18 protein-coding genes and 1 pseudogene are annotated in these 16,683 nt (G+C 71.8%); 14 read left to right on the top strand and 5 right to left on the bottom strand.

All coding sequences use genetic code 11. From position 1 onward, the window contains the following. Nucleotides 1-56: 56 nt before the first annotated feature. The 3 genes from mshB to AMY39116_RS0335190 are packed head-to-tail and all read left to right on the top strand — an operon-like array spanning nt 57 to nt 1,962. The gene (gene mshB, locus AMY39116_RS0335200; protein ID WP_020422289.1) at nt 57-887 is read left to right on the top strand and encodes an N-acetyl-1-D-myo-inositol-2-amino-2-deoxy-alpha-D-glucopyranoside deacetylase; all 831 of its coding nucleotides are present in this window, start codon (nt 57-59) and stop codon (nt 885-887) included. Continuing rightward, a complete protein-coding gene (locus AMY39116_RS0335195) occupies nt 888-1,259 on the top strand; it encodes a hypothetical protein (RefSeq protein ID WP_020422288.1) in 372 nt (123 codons plus the stop codon). It begins immediately after the preceding gene. Next, complete coding sequence (locus AMY39116_RS0335190; protein WP_027936495.1) at nt 1,252-1,962, top strand: hypothetical protein; 711 nt, start codon at nt 1,252-1,254, stop codon at nt 1,960-1,962. Before AMY39116_RS0335195 ends, AMY39116_RS0335190 begins: the two co-directional genes overlap by 8 nt. Nucleotides 1,963-1,965: 3 nt before the next feature. Here the strand turns inward: AMY39116_RS0335190 and AMY39116_RS0335185 are convergent, their stop codons facing one another. Beyond that, the gene (locus AMY39116_RS0335185; RefSeq protein WP_027936494.1) at nt 1,966-2,745 is read right to left on the bottom strand and encodes a site-2 protease family protein; all 780 of its coding nucleotides are present in this window, start codon (nt 2,743-2,745) and stop codon (nt 1,966-1,968) included. A gap of 282 nt (nt 2,746-3,027) precedes the next feature. Between AMY39116_RS0335185 and AMY39116_RS0335180 the strand changes: the two genes are divergently transcribed. Then, the gene (locus tag AMY39116_RS0335180) at nt 3,028-3,282 is read left to right on the top strand and encodes a WhiB family transcriptional regulator (protein WP_208400690.1); all 255 of its coding nucleotides are present in this window, start codon (nt 3,028-3,030) and stop codon (nt 3,280-3,282) included. A 135-nt stretch (nt 3,283-3,417) separates the two neighbouring features. Then, complete coding sequence (locus AMY39116_RS0335175) at nt 3,418-5,355, top strand: hypothetical protein (protein WP_020422285.1); 1,938 nt, start codon at nt 3,418-3,420, stop codon at nt 5,353-5,355. A 245-nt stretch (nt 5,356-5,600) separates the two neighbouring features. Here AMY39116_RS0335175 and AMY39116_RS0335170 read toward each other — a convergent pair whose 3' ends face one another. After that, a complete protein-coding gene (locus tag AMY39116_RS0335170; RefSeq protein WP_020422284.1) occupies nt 5,601-6,062 on the bottom strand; it encodes a metallopeptidase family protein in 462 nt (153 codons plus the stop codon). A 96-nt stretch (nt 6,063-6,158) separates the two neighbouring features. Here AMY39116_RS0335170 and AMY39116_RS0335165 point away from each other — a divergent pair, with 96 nt between their 5' ends. The 6 genes from AMY39116_RS0335165 (at nt 6,159) to AMY39116_RS0335140 (ending at nt 11,255) form a co-directional block, all read left to right on the top strand. Further along, nucleotides 6,159-6,515 carry a DUF3499 domain-containing protein gene (locus AMY39116_RS0335165; protein ID WP_084506208.1) on the top strand — a complete coding sequence of 119 codons (357 nt, stop codon included), beginning with the start codon at nt 6,159-6,161 and terminating at the stop codon, nt 6,513-6,515. A 79-nt stretch (nt 6,516-6,594) separates the two neighbouring features. Then, nucleotides 6,595-8,004: a phosphomannomutase/phosphoglucomutase gene (locus tag AMY39116_RS0335160; protein WP_020422282.1), complete on the top strand. Its 1,410-nt coding sequence runs from the start codon at nt 6,595-6,597 to the stop codon at nt 8,002-8,004. Between the two features lie 9 nt (nt 8,005-8,013). Beyond that, a complete protein-coding gene (locus AMY39116_RS0335155) occupies nt 8,014-8,226 on the top strand; it encodes a Trm112 family protein (protein ID WP_020422281.1) in 213 nt (70 codons plus the stop codon). Further along, entirely contained in the window at nt 8,210-9,304 is a 1,095-nt protein-coding gene (locus tag AMY39116_RS0335150; protein WP_020422280.1) for a hypothetical protein, read from the top strand. Before AMY39116_RS0335155 ends, AMY39116_RS0335150 begins: the two co-directional genes overlap by 17 nt. Before the next feature lie 69 nt (nt 9,305-9,373). Continuing rightward, nucleotides 9,374-10,597 (top strand): mannose-6-phosphate isomerase, class I, encoded by a 1,224-nt coding sequence (gene manA / locus AMY39116_RS0335145; RefSeq protein WP_020422279.1) that lies wholly within the window; start codon nt 9,374-9,376, stop codon nt 10,595-10,597. 37 nt (nt 10,598-10,634) lie between these two features. Then, a complete protein-coding gene (locus tag AMY39116_RS0335140; RefSeq protein ID WP_020422278.1) occupies nt 10,635-11,255 on the top strand; it encodes a maleylpyruvate isomerase family mycothiol-dependent enzyme in 621 nt (206 codons plus the stop codon). A 228-nt stretch (nt 11,256-11,483) separates the two neighbouring features. Here the strand turns inward: AMY39116_RS0335140 and AMY39116_RS47695 are convergent, their stop codons facing one another. Further along, entirely contained in the window at nt 11,484-11,741 is a 258-nt protein-coding gene (locus tag AMY39116_RS47695) for a hypothetical protein (RefSeq protein WP_020422277.1), read from the bottom strand. 217 nt (nt 11,742-11,958) lie between these two features. Further along, nucleotides 11,959-12,411, bottom strand: a complete 453-nt coding sequence (locus tag AMY39116_RS0335130) for an Lrp/AsnC family transcriptional regulator (RefSeq protein ID WP_027936492.1) — start codon at nt 12,409-12,411, stop codon at nt 11,959-11,961. Nucleotides 12,412-12,491: 80 nt separating this feature from the next. Between AMY39116_RS0335130 and AMY39116_RS0335125 the strand changes: the two genes are divergently transcribed. From AMY39116_RS0335125 to AMY39116_RS0335115, 3 genes are all read left to right on the top strand, one after another. Beyond that, on the top strand, nt 12,492-12,950 hold the full coding sequence (locus AMY39116_RS0335125) for a DUF2000 domain-containing protein (RefSeq protein WP_020422275.1): 459 nt from the start codon (nt 12,492-12,494) through the stop codon (nt 12,948-12,950). Between the two features lie 57 nt (nt 12,951-13,007). Continuing rightward, nucleotides 13,008-13,922 (top strand): cation diffusion facilitator family transporter, encoded by a 915-nt coding sequence (locus tag AMY39116_RS0335120; protein ID WP_027936491.1) that lies wholly within the window; start codon nt 13,008-13,010, stop codon nt 13,920-13,922. Nucleotides 13,923-14,002: 80 nt separating this feature from the next. Then, nucleotides 14,003-15,538: an amino acid permease gene (locus AMY39116_RS0335115; protein ID WP_020422273.1), complete on the top strand. Its 1,536-nt coding sequence runs from the start codon at nt 14,003-14,005 to the stop codon at nt 15,536-15,538. Nucleotides 15,539-15,584: 46 nt separating this feature from the next. On the opposite strand, the pseudogene AMY39116_RS46660 reads toward AMY39116_RS0335115, so the two are convergent. After that, nucleotides 15,585-16,683 (bottom strand): annotated as a pseudogene (locus AMY39116_RS46660) (hypothetical protein); the annotation flags it as partial.

Raw genomic sequence — 16,683 nt, 5'->3', positions numbered from 1 at the left:
ACTAGTCATACGCCTGTGACAGGAACGCCACACAATCTTCTAATTAACCTGAAGTCGTGACCGCTACCTCCGCACGCCGGCTCCTGCTCGTCCACGCCCACCCCGACGACGAGAGCATCACCACCGGCGGGACTATCGCCCGCTACGCCGCCGAAGGGGTCGAGACGACCCTCGTGACCTGCACACTCGGCGAGGAGGGGGAGATCATCCCCAAGGCGCTCGACCAGCTCGGCGCGTGGGCGGCGGACCAGCTCGGGGGCTACCGAGCGGGGGAACTGGCCTCCGCCGTCCGGGCGCTCGGGTTGACCCGTCAGTGTTATCTGGGAGGTATCGGGCGCTGGCGTGATTCGGGCATGGCGGGCACGCCCTCGGCCGACCACCCACGGGCGTTTTCCGGAGGAGATCCACATGAGCAGGCCGCCCAGTTGCGCGCCGTTCTGGACGAGACGCGGCCCCATGTGGTGGTGACCTACAACGACTTCGGTGGGTATGGGCACCCGGACCACATCCGGGCACACGCTGTAACCATGCTCGCCGTCGAAGACGCCCCCTACGTGCGGCGGGTCTTCCACATCGCCGCGTCCCGCGACGCGCTCGCCCGCGGGGTGGCGCGCCTGCGCGAGGAGCCGGGCCTGCCGTGGCGGTTGCCAGCCGACGGCGAGCTCCCGGTCACCCCGGACGAGGAGATCACCACCGCGATCGACGTGCGCGACCACCTCGACGCCAAGATCGCGGCGCTGGCCGCCCACGAGACGCAGATCAGCGTGCGGCCCCCGGCGTTCGCGTTGTCCAACGGCATCGCGCAGCCCATCGACGAGGTCGAGCACTATGTACTCGTGCGCGGCCCGGCGGAGGGCGCGGAGCGCGACCTGTTCGGAGGGCTGTAGGTGTCCAGGCTGCTGCTGGTGCTGCTGGTGCTCGACGCGGCGTTGCTGGCGGTGCTCGAGTTGTTCTTCCTGCCGCTGTACGTCGGCGGGACCATCCCGTTCCCGGTGACCGTGCTCGTCGCGGCGCTCACCACCCCGCTGCTCGTGCGGCTGGCCGGGCGGCTGGTGGCGCCGCGGGCGGCGTTTGCGCCGCTCGTCGCGTGGGTACTGGTCATAGTGATCGTCGGGCTGTTCGGGCCCGGCGGGGATCTCGTGCTGCTGCAGGACTGGCGAGCGTTGCTGCTCATCGCCGGCGGGGCACTGCCGGCGGCCATGAGCCTCGGTGGCGCGCTCGCCGTACCGCCGAAGAAGGGTGCTGCCAGCCGTGGGTGAAGCGATTTCCGATCGTCAGGTCGTCGGCGTGCTGCGCCCGGTCGTGCGCGCGTCCGGCCCGGTGCTGCACGCGCTGCGCACGCCGGGACGGCTGGAGGGCCTGGCTTCGGTGCGGGTGCCCGGTTCGGCCGCGTGGGAGGCGACCGACCGCGACGGCCACATCGACTGGTGGGTCAACCGCCTCGGCAGGCTGACGTCTCTGGTCACCTCGATCCCCGGCCTCGGCGGCGCGCTCGCCGACCGGCTGCCGGTGCAGGACGCGCTGGGCACGGCGGCGCAGGCGCTGCTGCTGACCGCCATCGCGGAGGAGTACGGCGTCAGCGACGTCGGCGAGAAGGTCCGGCTGGTCGCCTGGGTGCTCTTCCAGCGCGACATCGACCCGGCGCTCGCCGCGGGCAAGAACGAGGAGTTCGACGCCGCCGACGAGGACGCCGAGACCGCGAAGCTGGCCGGCGAGTTCTCCCAGGCGGAGCACCGGCCGCGCCGCATCACGCTGAAGTCGGCGGGCAAGACGCTGTGGCGCATGGGCCGCTCGCTGCTGGCCATCACCGACGAGCTGGAGAAGCGGCCGCACGGCCGGTTCTACCACCGGGCCGTCGGGATGCTGCCGGTGGTCGGCCTGGTCGGCGACTACCTCGGCGAGCGCAGCGGGCTGAAGCGGGTCGTGCGCCGCGCGGACGAGTGGCTCGCCCGCGCGGCCTGAACCTCAGTGGCGCCAGAACAGGAAGGTGTACTGGCCGACCGCCGCCGCGACGTCGTCGCCGCCGACCGCTCCGTAGATGAACGTGACGAGGTCCCAGAACGCGTCGCCGACCGCGGGCACCGCGAACAGCAGGGCGAACAGGACCAGCGGCGCCCACGGCCGCGCCTTCGCGCCGAACTCGCGCGCCTCCGGTGACAGGTACGGCTCGATCGCGCCGTAGCCGTCGAGCCCGGGCACCGGCAGGATGTTCAGCACGAACGTCGCGATCTGCAGCAGCGCCAGGAACGACAGGCCCGCCAGCAGGCCGATCGGCATCGGCACCAGCATCACGACCACGGTCAGCACGATGCCGATCAGCAGGTTGGACAGCGGCCCGGCGAGCGACACCCAGGACGCGACCCCGCGGGTGCGCAGCGCCCAGCGGTTGATCCACACCGCGCCACCGGGCAGCGGGATGCCGCCGATGAGCAGGAAGACGAGCGGCAGCACGATCGACAGCACCGGGTCGGTGTAGTGCCGGACGTCCATCGACAGGTAGCCCTTGGAGGCCACCTCGTAGTCGCCGCCCTTGAAGGCGACGAAGGCGTGCCCGAACTCGTGCAGCGTGAGTGAGAGCACCCAGCCGGCGATCACGAGGATGAAGACGCCGGCTACCACCATCGGGTCTTGGTCGGAAGTGAGCAGTGTGCTCGCGTCACCGAACGCGGCCAGTAGGCCACCCACTACGGTGAGTGCGAGAATGCCGAAGAAGACAGGACTTGGTCGGACCGCGGATCGTTGCACGGGGTCCAGTCTGTCGCATCCTGGCGAGTTGATGTTCGGCGTGTCCGCTTGCGCGACGGGGCAGAAGCATCCCCCAACCTCGCTACTCCGCTTGACCTAGCCTCATTACACGGGTGTAATCACAGTGCTGTTATTCGTTGCTGCAAGGGGGCGACGGTGACGGCGATGCAAGACCGCCAGCCTGGGGAGTGCGTGGAAGCAGAGGAGGCGGACGTGCGGTTGGAATCCGACGGAAGGGATTGGGGGAACGTCGTGGAGTGGCGAGAAGGCCCGGAGGTGGAGCTGGGCGAGCTCGTCGACCTCTTCGACAACGACGAGCCCCCCGAGTGGCAGGACCGCGCACTGTGCGCGCAGACCGATCCAGAGGCGTTCTTCCCGGAGAAGGGCGGCTCGACCCGTGAGGCGAAGCGGATTTGCCAGGGCTGCGAAGTGAAGGGCGAATGCCTGGAGTACGCGCTGGCCCACGACGAGCGCTTCGGCATCTGGGGCGGTCTGTCCGAACGGGAGCGTCGGAAGCTCAAAAAGCGGGCTGTGTAAGGAAATTTAACGCCTGCTTCACAACGAGGTGACAGGTCTCCGCGTGCTCGTGCGGGTGCGTGGAGTCACGGTCGGCTCAGCTAGGCTGGCGCGGCAGAAGATCCTCACCGATCGCCGCCGCCCACTGGAGAAGCCTTGCCCGACAACGTGAACGTCCCGGACAGGACCTCGAAGGTGGCCAGGATCGCCCCGGTGGCGGGCGTTTTCGTGGTGCTCGCCGCGCTGGGGCTGTCGGTGAACGCGGGACGATTGGGGTTCGACCTCGCCGGCGGACGGCTCCTCGAAGCCGGTTCGCTGAGCGAGGTCTGGTCGGCTTACCTCGCGGGCTGGCACGCCGTGAACGGTGGCACCGCGAGCGCCGCGCCGGCCGCGCTGGCCGTGCTCGGCACCTTCGGTGCGGTGTTCACGCCGCACGGGTTCGTGTCGTTGTTGATGACCGCCGACGCTCCGCTCGCCGGGGTGTCGGCGTTCTTCGCGACGCGGCGCTTGCCGGTGCAGCCCTGGGTGCGCGCGGTGATCGCCGCCGCCTACGGGCTGCTGCCCGCCGCGACCGCCGCGGTGTCGCAGGGCCGGCTCGACGTCGTGGCCGCCCACATCCTGCTGCCGCCGGTGATCGCAGGCATCGCGGGCGTGCTCGCGTATCCGGGGCAGCGGTGGCTGCACTCGTCGTCGCTGTGCGCGCTCGGCCTGGCGTTGCTGGGCGCGTTCTCGCCGCTGGCGCACCTGCTCGCGCTGGCCGGGCTGCTCGTCGGGTTCGTCGTGCTGCCCTCGCCGGCGCCGCTGCTCAAGCGGGCCGCGTCGGTGGTCATCGTCGTGCTGGTGCCGCTGGCGTTGCTGATGCCGTGGCCGACCGTGCTGGTGAACCACCCGGCGCTGGTGCTGCACGGGCTGAGCGGGCCGGGGGATCCGGTGACCGCGGTCGACCTGGCCGGGCTGGACCCGGGCGGCGCCGGGGCGTGGCCGGTCGGGCTCGCGTTGCTGCTGGCGGCCGTGATCGCGTTCGCGGTGCGGCCGGGCCGGGCCGCCGGTGCCGGGCTCGCCGTGGTGGTGCTCGGCGTCGCCGGGCTGCTGGTCGTGCGGCTGGTGGAAGTGGCGCCGCTGCAGGGCGGGCCGGTGTCGCCGGGTTTCGCCGGGGTGCCGCTGCTGGTCATCGGGGCCGGACTGCTGTGGATCGTGCTGTCGGCTTGCCGCGGCGCGGTCGGAAAGCCCTTTCTCGCCGGTGGCGGGGTGCTGCTGGTGGCGCTGGCCGTCGGGGTCGTCGTGGCGGGCAGCGGCGGGCCGCTGCACTCCGGTGGCGGGCCGGCGCTGGCGCAGGACCAGGCCGACGAGCTGGCCCGCACCGGCCGCTCGGTGCTGGTCCTGGACGCCGGGGACGCGCCCGCGCTGCAGACGGGCGGCCGGATGCCGCGGTTCGGGGACGAGCAGCTGGCGGTGAGCGCGGCGACGCCCGCCCGGCTGGCCGGGTGGCAGGACGCGCTGACCGACCCCGAGCCGGGCCGGACCAGGGCCGCGTTGTCCGGCGCCGCGGCGTCCGGGGCGCTGTTCGTGGTGCTGCCCGCGGGCGCCGATCCGCGCCCGATCGTCACGATGGCCGGTGACCTGGCGTCGTCGGTGGCGCCGACGTCCGACGGGCGGCCGGTGCTGCGGCTGCTGGAGCCGGGCGGGCAGGTCGTGTTGATCCCGCCCGGGGTGGCGCGCCAGGCGGTGACGTCGCAGGCGCCGACGAGCACGCTCGGGGTGACGCCGGTGGACGCGCAGCTGCCGGACGTGCGGGTGCGGGTGTCGGAGGGCGTGCCGGGGCGGCTGCTGGTGCTGGCCGCCGAGCACGAGGACGGGTGGCGCGCGCAGGTGGACGGCAAGCTGGTGCCGGTCGTGCCGGCGTGGGGGCACCAGGTGGCGGTCGCGGTGCCGACCAGCCAGGCCGAGGTGACGCTCGAGCACCCGTCGACGCTGCGGGACGTGCTGCTGCTGGTCCAGATCGCGGCCGCGCTGTTCACCCTGCTGACCGCGGTGCCGACCAGGCTGCGCGAACCACGCCCACTGGAGCCGGCAGCGGAGCCGGCGCACTCCTGAGCGATCCGGCAGGCCCGCGCAGGACGGTCGCGAGGCACGTGCCGCGCCGGAGCCGCTGGAGGGCCGGCGATGGCGCCGGTGCGCTTCTCACCGGTGCCCGCTGCGGTGGAACCGCTGGCCGTGGTGCTCCTGAGCAATCCGGCAGGGCCGCGCAGCCGCTGCGCCCACGAGCCGGCCGGGGCCGCCGCCACCCACTCGAGAACCAACGGCCCGGAAACCACTCGTTCCGGGCACCGCCCGGGGAACTACTCGCCGCCCTCGATGATGTCCGGTTCGACGCCCAGGTAGCCCGCCACCTGCTCCACCAGCACGTCGTGCACGAGCTCGGCCAGTTCGCCCGGGTCCTTGGCCCGCGCCTCCAGCGGCCGCCGGTACAGCACGATCCGCGCGCGCGTCGGCAGGCCGACCCGGTCGACACCCGCCGGGACCAGGCGGGACAGCGGCACCGCCCCGTCGTGGAGCACCCCGTCGTCCGCCGGGCCGCCCGCGCCGCGGATCTCCGGCACGTCGTCGACCGCCACGTCGAGCTTGGTCAGCTGGTCCCGCCACCTGGCCTCGATCGGCTCCAGCGCATCGAGCACGAGCTGGTCGAACTTCTCCGCACGGCTGGCCGCGGCCGGCAGGGTCGCCGGGTACAGCGGCCCGCGCAGCCCGCGGCCATGCCGGTCCCGGCGGACACGCCGCCGGTGCCGGGAACTTCGAGCCATAGACACATCCGGAAGGTTACGCGTTGGCCTCGGTCGGTGGCCTGCACCGGTGCGCCTGCGCGCACTTGTCAGGGGGAAGCGCTATCGTCCCTGATCGTGTCGAGCGTACGAAAGTGTTCGCGAACGGGGTGCCTGAACCCGGCCGTCGCCACGCTTACCTACGCCTACAGCGATTCGACCGCGGTGGTCGGTCCCCTCGCGACGGCGTCCGAGCCGCATTCCTACGACCTGTGCGAGGCGCACGCGCTCCGCCTGACCGCGCCCCGGGGCTGGGAGGTCGTCCGGCACGAGGGCGAGTTCGCCGCCCCGGACCGGTCCGACGACGAGCTCACGGCGCTCGCCGAGGCCGTCCGGGAGGCCGGCCGGTCGGACAAGCCCGCCCCGCCGCCGGAACCGGAGGGCCCCTCCGGCCGTCGCGGCCACCTGCGGGTGCTGCCCGACCCGATCTCGTAGGTCACGCCACATCCGCCTGGCGTTCCCCCGGTAGGCTCTCGGGTATCCGCAGCCCATGGACAACTCTCGGGGAGAGCGCGTGTCAGACCTGTCGGCCATCGTCAAGGCCTACGACATCCGGGGCGTCGTCGGCGAGCAGCTGGACGCCGGCCTCGTACGGGACTTCGGCGCCGCCTTCGCGCTGCTGATCAAGCCGGAGTCGCCGTCGGTGGTGATCGGCCACGACATGCGCGAGTCCTCGCCCGGCCTGGCCGCCGCGTTCGCCGAGGGTGTCACCTCGCAGGGCCTGGACGTCGTGTCGATCGGCCTGTGCAGCACCGACCAGCTCTACTTCGCCTCCGGGTCGCTCAACATGCCCGGCGCGATGTTCACCGCGAGCCACAACCCGGCCAAGTACAACGGCATCAAGCTCTGCCGCGCGGGCGCCGCCCCGGTGGGGCAGGAGTCCGGGCTCGCCGAGATCCGCGACACCGTCGAGCAGGGCGTGCCGGAGTTCGCCGGCCAGCCCGGCAGCGTCACCGAGCGGGACGTCCTCCGCGACTACGCCGCGTACCTGCGCAAGCTGGTCGATCTGTCCGGCAGCCGACCGCTGAAGATCGCCGTCGACGCGGGCAACGGCATGGGCGGCCACACGGTCCCGACCGTGTTCGGAATGCAGACAGCGTCGCGAAGCGACTCCGTTGAGGGTGGCGGTGGGCGACGGGAGGGCCTGCCGATCGAGATCGTGCCGATGTACTTCGAGCTCGACGGCAGCTTCCCCAACCACGAGGCCAACCCGCTCGACCCGAAGAACCTGGTCGACCTGCAGGCCAAGGTCCGCGAGGTGGGTGCCGACGCGGGCCTGGCCTTCGACGGCGACGCCGACCGCTGCTTCGTGGTCGACGAGAACGGCGACCCGGTGTCGCCGAGCGCGATCACCGCGCTGGTCGCCGTGCGCGAGCTGGCCAAGGACCCCGGCGGCACGATCATCCACAACCTGATCACCTCGCAGGCCGTGCCGGAGATCGTCGCCGAGCACGGCGGCAAGCCGGTGCGCACCAGGGTCGGCCACTCGTTCATCAAGCAGGAGATGGCCGCCACCGGTGCGATCTTCGGCGGCGAGCACTCCGCGCACTACTACTTCCGCGACTTCTGGCGCGCCGACACCGGCATGCTGGCCGCGCTGCACGTGCTGGCCGCGCTCGGCGAGCAGGACCGGCCGCTGTCCGAGCTGACCGCGGAGTACTCGCGCTACGCGGCGTCCGGCGAGATCAACTCGACGGTCGACGACCAGGTCGCCAAGCAGCTCGCGGTCAAGGACGCGTTCGGCAGCCGCCCCGGCGTCGAGATCGACGAGATGGACGGCCTGACCGTGAAGCTGCCGAACAAGGCGTGGTTCAATCTGCGCCCGTCCAACACCGAGCCGCTGCTGCGGCTCAACGTCGAGGCCGCCGACGAGGACGCGGTCCGCGCGCTGACCGACGAAGTCCTCGCGATCGTTCGCAGCTAGGGAGGTTCCATGGCAGTCGCGCTCGATGCCCAGTTGCTGGAGATCCTGGCGTGCCCGTCCGACGACCACGCGCCGCTGCGCCCCGGAACGGCGAGCGACCCGGAGGCCGACGCGCTGACGTGCACCTCCTGTGGTCGCGAGTACCCGGTCCGGGACGGCATCCCGGTGCTGTTGCTCGACGAGGCCACGATTCCGGGTGAGTCCCGTGCCGACGGTGCTTGACGACACCCTCCTGGACGACCCCGCGCGCCTGGCGGAGGCCGACACTGCAGGACTGCTGAGGGCGGCGGCGATGGCTGGCGCCCAGGTGCGCTCCACCGCCGAGGTCGCCGCGGACGCCGAGCTGGCCGACCGGCTCGACCTCGGCCGTCCGCGGGCGCTGGTGCTCATCGTCCGTCCCGGGGTGAGCCGGAGCGTCGCGCGTCTGCTGTACGCACTGCTGGCGCCGGCCTGCCCGGCGCCGGTCGTGGTCAGCGAGGCGGTGCCGCCGTGGATCGGGGCCCTCGACGTCGTCTTCGCGCACACCGACGACCCGTTCGACCGCGAGCTGGCCGCCGGCGTGGAGCGCGCCGCGCGGTACGGGGCGACGGTCGTGCTGTCCGCGCCGAACGAGGGCCCGGTCGCGGCGTCGCTGGCGGGCAAGGGCGTGCAGCTCGTCCCGCGGGTCCCGGTGCCGCCCGAACTGACCTTCGCCCGCGGCCTGGCCGCCGGGCTGCTCACCGCGAACGCACTCGGCCTGCTGGTCGCCGACGTGCAGTTGCTGGCCGACCAGCTCGACTCCGAGGCCGAGCGCGGCCACCTCGGCCGCGACTCCTTCGCCAACCCCGCCAAGGCGCTCGCCCTGCGGCTCGCCGACCGGATCCCGCTGCTGTGGGGGCTGGACCCGATCGCGGTCGCGGTCGCCCAGCACGCCGGATACGCGCTGGGCTCGTTCGCCGGGGTGGTCGCCGACATCGCCGACTACCGGCAGGCGCTGACCCGTCGCGCTCTGCGCCAGGCCGCGGCGAGCAGCTCCGGCGAGCGGGACATCTTCGCCGACCCCGATTTCGACACCGACCTGCCGAACTACCGGGTGCTGCTGCTCGCGGTGCACAGCGGCCCGGCGGCCGACGCGGCGCGCCACGACGCTTCGCATACGCTTCCCGGGGCCGGAGTGGTCGCCCCAGCGGACGAGATCGTCGGTGACGAGCCCGTGCGCGCCGGGGTGCTCGCGCTACGGTTCGAGCTGGCCGCGGTCTACCTCGGGCTGGCGACCGCCACCACGGGTGGTGGCGGGCACTACGAGCCCGCGTCCGCCTGACGCCGGTTTCGGGCCCGATCCCGCGGGAATCGGGCGAGGGGTTGGAAGAGCCAAGGAGTTGAGAAGACAGTGGAGCTGCTGCGCAATGCGGTGCGGCCCTACGCCTGGGGGTCCCGGACGACCATCCCCGAGCTGCTGGGACGCGAGGTGCCCGCGCCGCACCCGGAGGCGGAGCTGTGGATGGGCGCCCACCCCGGCGACCCGTCGCGCATCGTCGGCCCGGACGGTGACGAGCGCAGCCTGCTGGAACTCGTCGAGGCCGATCCGCTCGGCCAGCTGGGCCGGGAGTGCGCCGAGCACTGGGGCAACCGGCTGCCGTTCCTGCTGAAGATCCTCGCCGTCGAGGAGCCGCTGTCGATGCAGGCGCACCCGTCGGCCGAGCAGTCGGCCGAGGGCTACGCCCGCGAGGAGGCCGCCGGCATCCCGCGGGACGCGCCGAACCGGAACTACCCGGACCCGACCGCGAAGCCCGAACTGGTGTGCGCGCTGACCGAGTTCCACGCGCTCGCGGGCTTCCGCAAGCCGGAGCGCACGGTCGAGCTGCTGCGCGCCATCGAGACCCCCGGTCTGGCGAAGTACACCGAGCTGCTGGCCGCCCAGCCGGACTCCGACGGCCTGCGTGCGCTGTTCACCACGTGGATCACGCTGCCGCAGCCGGTGCTGGACGAGCTGCTGCCCGAGGTGCTCGACGCGTGCGTGCTGCACGTGAAGGACCACGGCGAGTTCGACGTCGAGTGCCGCACGATCCTCGAACTGGGCGAGGCGCACCCGCGGGACGCCGGTGTGCTGGCCGCGTTGCTGCTGAACCGGCTGACGCTGAGCGCCGGCGAGGCGATCTACCTGCCCGCCGGGAACCTGCACCTGTACCTGCACGGCACGGCCGTGGAGATCCTGGCGAACTCGGACAACATCCTGCGCTGCGGGCTCACGCCGAAGCACGTGGACGTGCCCGAGCTGCTCCGCGTCGTCGACTTCACCTGCGCGGACATGCCGATCCTGCGCGGTGAGCCGTCCGCGTGCGGCGAGGTGTACACGACCGACGCGCCGGAGTTCGAGCTGTCCCGGTGCGAGTGGGAGGCCGGGGAGACCGGTTCGCTGCGCGTCGACAACGGCAAGCCGCAGATCCTGCTGTGCACGCAGGGTTCGGTGCGGATCAAGGCGGAGAGCGGTCAGGAGATCGAACTGCGCCGCGGGCAGTCGGTGTGGGTGCCGGCTTCGGATCCGGCGGTCGCCGTGCACCCCGCGGAGAGCGGCCGGACGCAGTTGTTCCGCGCCACATCGGGCTGCCTGTAGCGATGATTCCGGCGGTGCCGGAACGGTCGTATGCGGCATGACCGAAAACCTCTGGCCGCTGGTGCACGCCGAACGGAAGGCACTCGCGGATGACCTCGCCGACCTGACCGACGAGCAGTGGGCGACGCCGTCGCTCTGCGCCGGGCTTTCCGTGCGCGAGGTGCTCGCCCACCTCACCGCGTCGGCGAGCCTGACGCCCGTGCGATGGCTGGCTGGGGTGATCCGCTGCCGCTTCGACTTCGACAAGCAGGTGGCGGTGCGGCTGGCCGAGCACCTCGGCGACGCGCCGGCCGACACGCTCGCGCGGTTCCGCCGGGTCGTCGGCAGTACGACGAAGCCGCCACTGCCGGTGATCGCCCTGCTCGGCGAAGCGGTGGTGCACGGCGAGGACATCCGGCGGCCGCTCGGACTGCGGCGAGACCACCCGGAACCGGTGCTGACCCGGCTGGCCGCGTACTACGCGGGCTCGGACCTCGTCGTCGTCGCGAAGAGCCGCGTGAGCGGGTTGCGGCTGGTCGCCAGCGACGGCCCGTTCACGACCGGCTCCGGCCCGCTGGTCACCGGACCCACCCTCGCGCTGATCATGGCGATGACCGGCCGCACGGCGTACTGCGACGAACTCGACGGCGACGGGGTGGCTCTGCTCCGCGAGCGCTAGACGAGTGATGCGTAACTCGGTCAGTGGTCGTAGGCGGTGAGGGATCGGGTGGTGGGTTGGCCGGTGGCGCGGTGGTGCCAGATGGCGGCGGTGAGGGCCAGGAGGCGTTGGGCGATGCGGATGCCGACGCCTTCGATGGTGGGTCCGCCGTGCTGTTCCAGGTTCAGTTGGCCTTTGAGGGTGTCGTTGACCGATTCGATGAGCTGGCGGATGGACTTGAGCAGCGGCTCACCCGGGATGGGGCTTGCGGTTGCGGTAGGACGGCCGGATCAGCCGGACGCCGCGCTCGGTGAGGTAGTGGTCGAGTTCGCGGGAGACGTAGCCTTTGTCGGCCATGATCAGCAGTCCGGGGTCCTCGGCGAGCAGGTGCAGGCGCAGGCCCCAGAACCAGCGGGAGTGCGAGCGGCAGAAGCCGTACTTGGCCCAGCCGGCCAGGTCCGACGGTTGTAGCCGGACTGGCCGGGCAAGTACCGGAACGTCGGGCATCCGGACGGGCAGGAACCGCGACCACCGGGCCTCGGAGGTGAAACCCCAGCAACGCCTGAGCCACGGCCAGGGTGACCAACTCGGCGTCGGTCCGCTTCGGTGGCCGGCCAGCCGACGCCGGCCCGCCAAGCGGTCGTGTTCAGGTCTGTCGTCACGAACGGATCTTGAACACCCTTCGTCCGTCTCCAGACACCACCCAGACTTCCGCATTACTCGTCTAGGCCGGATCGATCACGCGGCTGCGGATGTGCTCGTAGACCACGCTCGTCCGCACGTCGGCCACTTCCTTGCGCTGCGTGAGGCGGTCGATGACGAACGCGTACAGGGCGTCGTTGTCCGGCACCGCCACGTGCACGAGGAAGTCCTCGCCGCCGGAGACCACGAACACGCCCAGCGTCTCGGGCAGCAGGGTCACCCATTCCCGGAAGGCATCGATGACCGGCCGGGACGGCGGGCGCACCCGGACGGCGATGAGCGCCTGCACCGGGCGGCCGATCTTGGCCAGGTCGAGGTCGACGTTGTAGCCGCGGATCACCCCGCGCTCGCGCAGCGCGCGCACGCGCTCCAGCGACGTGGACGGCGAGACGCCGGTCGCGGCGGCCAGTTCCCGGTTGGTCCGCCGTCCGTCGCGCTGCAGTTCCCGCAGCAACGCCTGATCAAGTTCGTCCAAGCGGGCCAAAACGGGCCTCCCGTCGAATTAAGTTCGGACTTGCTGGCTGACTCGCACATCTTTGCCTAGCTTGTGCGCTCGTGACCACAGATCCTCAGGTTGAAGTTCAGCTCGACGCCACCACCCGCACCGCGAAGGTCAAGTGGGTGATCGTCGCCGACCCGTCGCTCGGGCCGGGTCTCGTCGCGAACGCCACCGCGTGCCTCGGCGCCGCGGTCGGCAAGGTCCTGCCCGACCTGGTCGGCCCGCAGGTCGAGGACGCCTCCGCCCGCCCGCACGCCGGGCTGCCGTGGACCGGCTGCTCGATCCTGGCCGCCGACGCGGCGAAGCTGCTGCAGATCCGCACGAAGGCCGCCAACCGGGAGGGCGTCTTCGTCGCCGACATGTCCAAGCACGCGCAGGCCAGCCGGTCCTACGTGGAGTACACCGAGGCCATGGCGGGTACCGACGAGGAGGCCTTCGAGTACTACGCCGTGAGCCTGGTGGGGCCGCGGAACAAGATCGACAAACTGGTCGGCGGACTCCCACTGCTGCGCTGAGGCGGGAAGCTCTAGGCTCACTGCGACAAAACGGAAAGACTTCAGCAGGGGGTCAGCGTGTCGGCAAGTGGCGGAACGAAGGCGATCGTCGCGGCATTGATCGCCAACGCCGGGATCGCCGCGGCGAAGTTCGTCGGGTTCCTGATCACGGGGTCGTCGTCCATGCTCGCCGAGTCGGTGCACTCGGTCGCCGACACCTCCAACCAGGGTCTTCTCCTGCTCGGCCAACGCCAGGCGCGGCGGCGGGCCACCCGGGAGCACCCGTTCGGCTTCGGCCGGGAGCGGTACTTCTGGTCGTTCGTGGTCGCGTTGATGCTGTTCACGCTCGGCTCGGTGTTCGCGCTCTACGAGGGCATCCACAAGATCGAGCACCCGGAGCCGCTGACCAGCCCGCTGGTCGCGGTCGGCATCCTGGTCGTCGCGATCGGCCTGGAGACCTACTCGTTCATGACCGCGATCAAGGAGTCGCGCAAGATCAAGGGCGACGCGACCTGGTGGCAGTTCATCCGCCAGTCGCGCACGCCGGAGCTGCCGGTCGTGCTGCTGGAGGACACCGGCGCGCTGCTCGGCCTGATCTTCGCGTTGATCGGCGTCGGGCTGTCCGAGGTGACCGGCGAGCCGGTGTGGGACGGCATCGGCACCGTGATGATCGGTGTCCTGCTCGGCATCATCGCGATCATCCTCATCGTCGAGATGAAGAGCCTGCTGATCGGCGAGGGCGCCACCGACCGCGAACTGGACAGCATCTGCGAGGCCCTGACCGGCGGCCGCGTCGACCGCGTCATCCACATCCGCACCCAGTACCTCGGCCCGGACGAGCTGCTGGTCGCCGCGAAGCTCGCGCTCGCCCCGCGCCTGGAGCTGTCCGAGGTGGCGGGCGAGATCGACGCGGCCGAGGCCAGGGTGCGCGAGCGGGTGCCGTCCGCGCGGCTGATCTACCTGGAGCCGGACCTGGACCGCCAGCTCGTCTGACCTCCGATTCGCTCGCCTCACCCGTTCGCGTTAGGGTGACCAACCGGACCTGAGACCCAGGACACCGGGAGGAGACACCCTTGCCAGGTAACGGGCTGTGGCGCACGAAGTCGATCGAGCAGTCCATTAAGGACACCGACGAGCCGGACACCAGGTTGCGGCGCAACCTGTCCGCGTGGGACCTGACGGTGTTCGGGGTCGCGGTCGTGATCGGCGCCGGTATCTTCACGCTGACCGCGCGCACGGCGGGCGACTACGCCGGACCGTCGGTGTCGCTGGCGTTCGTGTTCGCCGCGATCGCGTGCGGTCTCGCCGCGCTGTGCTATGCCGAGTTCGCCTCGACGGTGCCGGTCGCCGGGAGCGCGTACACGTTCTCGTACGCGACGTTCGGCGAGTTCATGGCCTGGATCATCGGCTGGGACCTGGTGCTCGAGCTCGCCGTCGGTGCCGCCGCGGTGTCCAAGGGCTGGTCGGTGTACCTGGAGACGGTGCTCGGCTACATCTTCGGCGACGGCGCGAAGACGACGTTCGACATCGGCGGCGTCACCGTCGACTGGGGTGCGCTGATCCTGGTGCTCGCGCTGGCCCTGGTGCTGACGATCGGCACCAAGCTGTCCTCCCGGGTGTCCATGGTGATCACCGCGATCAAGGTCGGCATCGTGCTGTTCGTGATCGTGCTCGGCCTGTTCTACGTCAAGGGCGCCAACTACTCGCCCTACATCCCGCCGGGCGCCCCTGCGGCCAGCGGTGAGTCGGGCGTCGACCAGTCGCTGTTCTCGGTCATCGCGGGCGGCGCGAGCAGCTCGTTCGGCCTGTTCGGTCTGCTGGCCGGAGCCTCGCTGGTGTTCTTCGCGTTCATCGGGTTCGACATCGTGGCCACCACCGCGGAGGAGACGAAGAACCCGCAGCGCTCGGTGCCGCGCGGCATCTTCGGCTCGCTGGCGATCGTCACCGTGCTGTACGTGGCCGTGTCGCTGGTGGTCGTCGGCATGGTGCCCTACACCGACCTGGCCACCGACGCGGGCGACGGCAGCCACAAGACGCTGGCGACCGCGTTCGCCGCGAACGGCGTCAACTGGGCGGCGAACGTCATCTCGATCGGCGCGCTGGCCGGCCTGACCACCGTGGTGATGGTGCTGATGCTCGGCCAGGTCCGGGTGCTGTACGCGATGTCGCGCGACGGCCTGCTGCCGCGCTCGCTGGCCCGCACGAGCGAGCGGGGCACCCCGGCACGCGCGACCATGCTGGTCGGCCTGCTGGTCGCGGTGGCGGCCACGTTCTTCCCGGCGGACAAGCTGGAGGAGATGGTCAACGTCGGCACGCTGTTCGCGTTCGTGCTGGTGTCGGCCGGCGTGCTGGTGCTGCGCCGCACGCGGCCGGACCTGCCGCGCGCGTTCCGGGTGCCGTGGGTGCCGGTGGTGCCGATCCTCGCGATCCTGGCGTGCCTGTGGCTGATGCTGAACCTGACGGTGCTGACCTGGCTGCGGTTCCTGGCCTGGATGGCGCTGGGCGTGGTCATCTACTTCGCCTACAGCCGCCGCCACTCCCTGCTCGGCAAGCGCGGCGCGACCGAGTCGCCGATGCCGGTGGAAGGCGCCGATCCGACGAAACCCTGAGTCAGCAAGGAAAAGGCCCCCTCGCCGAGGGGGCCTTTTCGTTTGCTCAGCGAGCCATGTTCAGGTGGAACCGGGGGAGGTCGGGGAACAGGGGGACCTGCTCGGCCTCTCCGCGAGCCGGTTTGCCCGGTGTCTCCAGGCCGGCGGCGATGGCCACCGCCTGGTCCCACTCCGGGTCCACCAGGTAGTCCGCGTGGCCGAGCACCCCGGCCGCCCAGCGGCGCGCGCCGGAGGGCGGGTGGACGGGGTCGGGCAGCCAGTGGTCCCCGCCGAGGACGAGCGCGCCGGTCGCGCCCGCGGCGGCCGGCGGCAGGGCACCCCAGCCGCCGTCCGGCAGGTAGCCCTCGCCGGTGAGCTTGTCGCCGTCGACCTGGTGCCGCCAGGTGGTCACGCCGCCGCCGAAGATGTCCGTGCCGCGCGCCAGCCCGCGCCACCGCCCGTCCAGCGATCCGTACAGCGTGGCGAGCGCGGCGTGCGGCAGCACCGCCGGGAACGCCCGCTGGTACCCCCACTGCAGCGGTGACCCGGCGCTGAGCAGGCCGACCCGTTCCCGGTCCGCCGGGGACACGCTGTGCACGAGCCGCGCGGCCGCGATCACCGCCAGCACGCTGCCCAGCTTCTCCCCGCCCAGCACCACGCGTGTGTTCGGCTCGGCCAGGTGCTCCTTCGCGCGGGCGGCGAGGTCCGGCACCACCTTCAGCGCGTAGCACGGCGGGATCGCCGGGTGCGCCGCCCGCGGCCAGAAGCACACGAGGTCCGCCAGCGCGCCCAGGTGCCGGTTGCGCCCCGGCTTCGTGGCCGCGGTGTAGACCACCCGCAGCAGCCCGACGGCCAGCACGCCCAAGCCGAACACCCCGGTCGCGGACAGCGGGTCGAGCCAGCCGGGGAACGTGCCGAAGCCGTACCAGGCGACCAGCAACGCGGCCGCGCCGAGCGACAGCCCTGCGATCACGCCGAGCGCGAGGTGGTGCAGGTGCCGCCGTTCCCAGGCCGACCGGGCCCACGCGGCAGCCGCGGACTGCTCGTCCGCCGGAGACTGCAGCATCCGCACGATTCCGGGAATCCCGCGCGACCGCCGCCGCAGCGGCACGGCCACCGCGAACCCGAGCACGCCCAGCACGATCGCCAGCACCAGACCGCCGCCC

The sequence above is a fragment of the Amycolatopsis sp. ATCC 39116 genome (assembly GCF_000231075.2).
In the GTDB taxonomy this organism is placed as follows: Bacteria; Actinomycetota; Actinomycetes; order Mycobacteriales; family Pseudonocardiaceae; genus Amycolatopsis_E; species Amycolatopsis_E tucumanensis.
Note: the sequence above shows the minus strand (reverse complement) of the source record. Positions and strands in the feature narration are given on the sequence as shown.

What these genes read in the sequence shown, in the direction of transcription:
- AMY39116_RS47695 (WP_020422277.1), bottom strand. Translation starts at nt 11,741, where the DNA reads ATGCCCGACGTTCCGGTACTTGCCCGGCCAGTCCGGCTACAACCGTCG.
- AMY39116_RS0335170 (WP_020422284.1), bottom strand. Translation starts at nt 6,062, where the DNA reads ATGGCTCGAAGTTCCCGGCACCGGCGGCGTGTCCGCCGGGACCGGCAT.
- AMY39116_RS0335140 (WP_020422278.1), top strand. Translation starts at nt 10,635, where the DNA reads ATGACCGAAAACCTCTGGCCGCTGGTGCACGCCGAACGGAAGGCACTC.
- AMY39116_RS0335155 (WP_020422281.1), top strand. Translation starts at nt 8,014, where the DNA reads ATGGCAGTCGCGCTCGATGCCCAGTTGCTGGAGATCCTGGCGTGCCCG.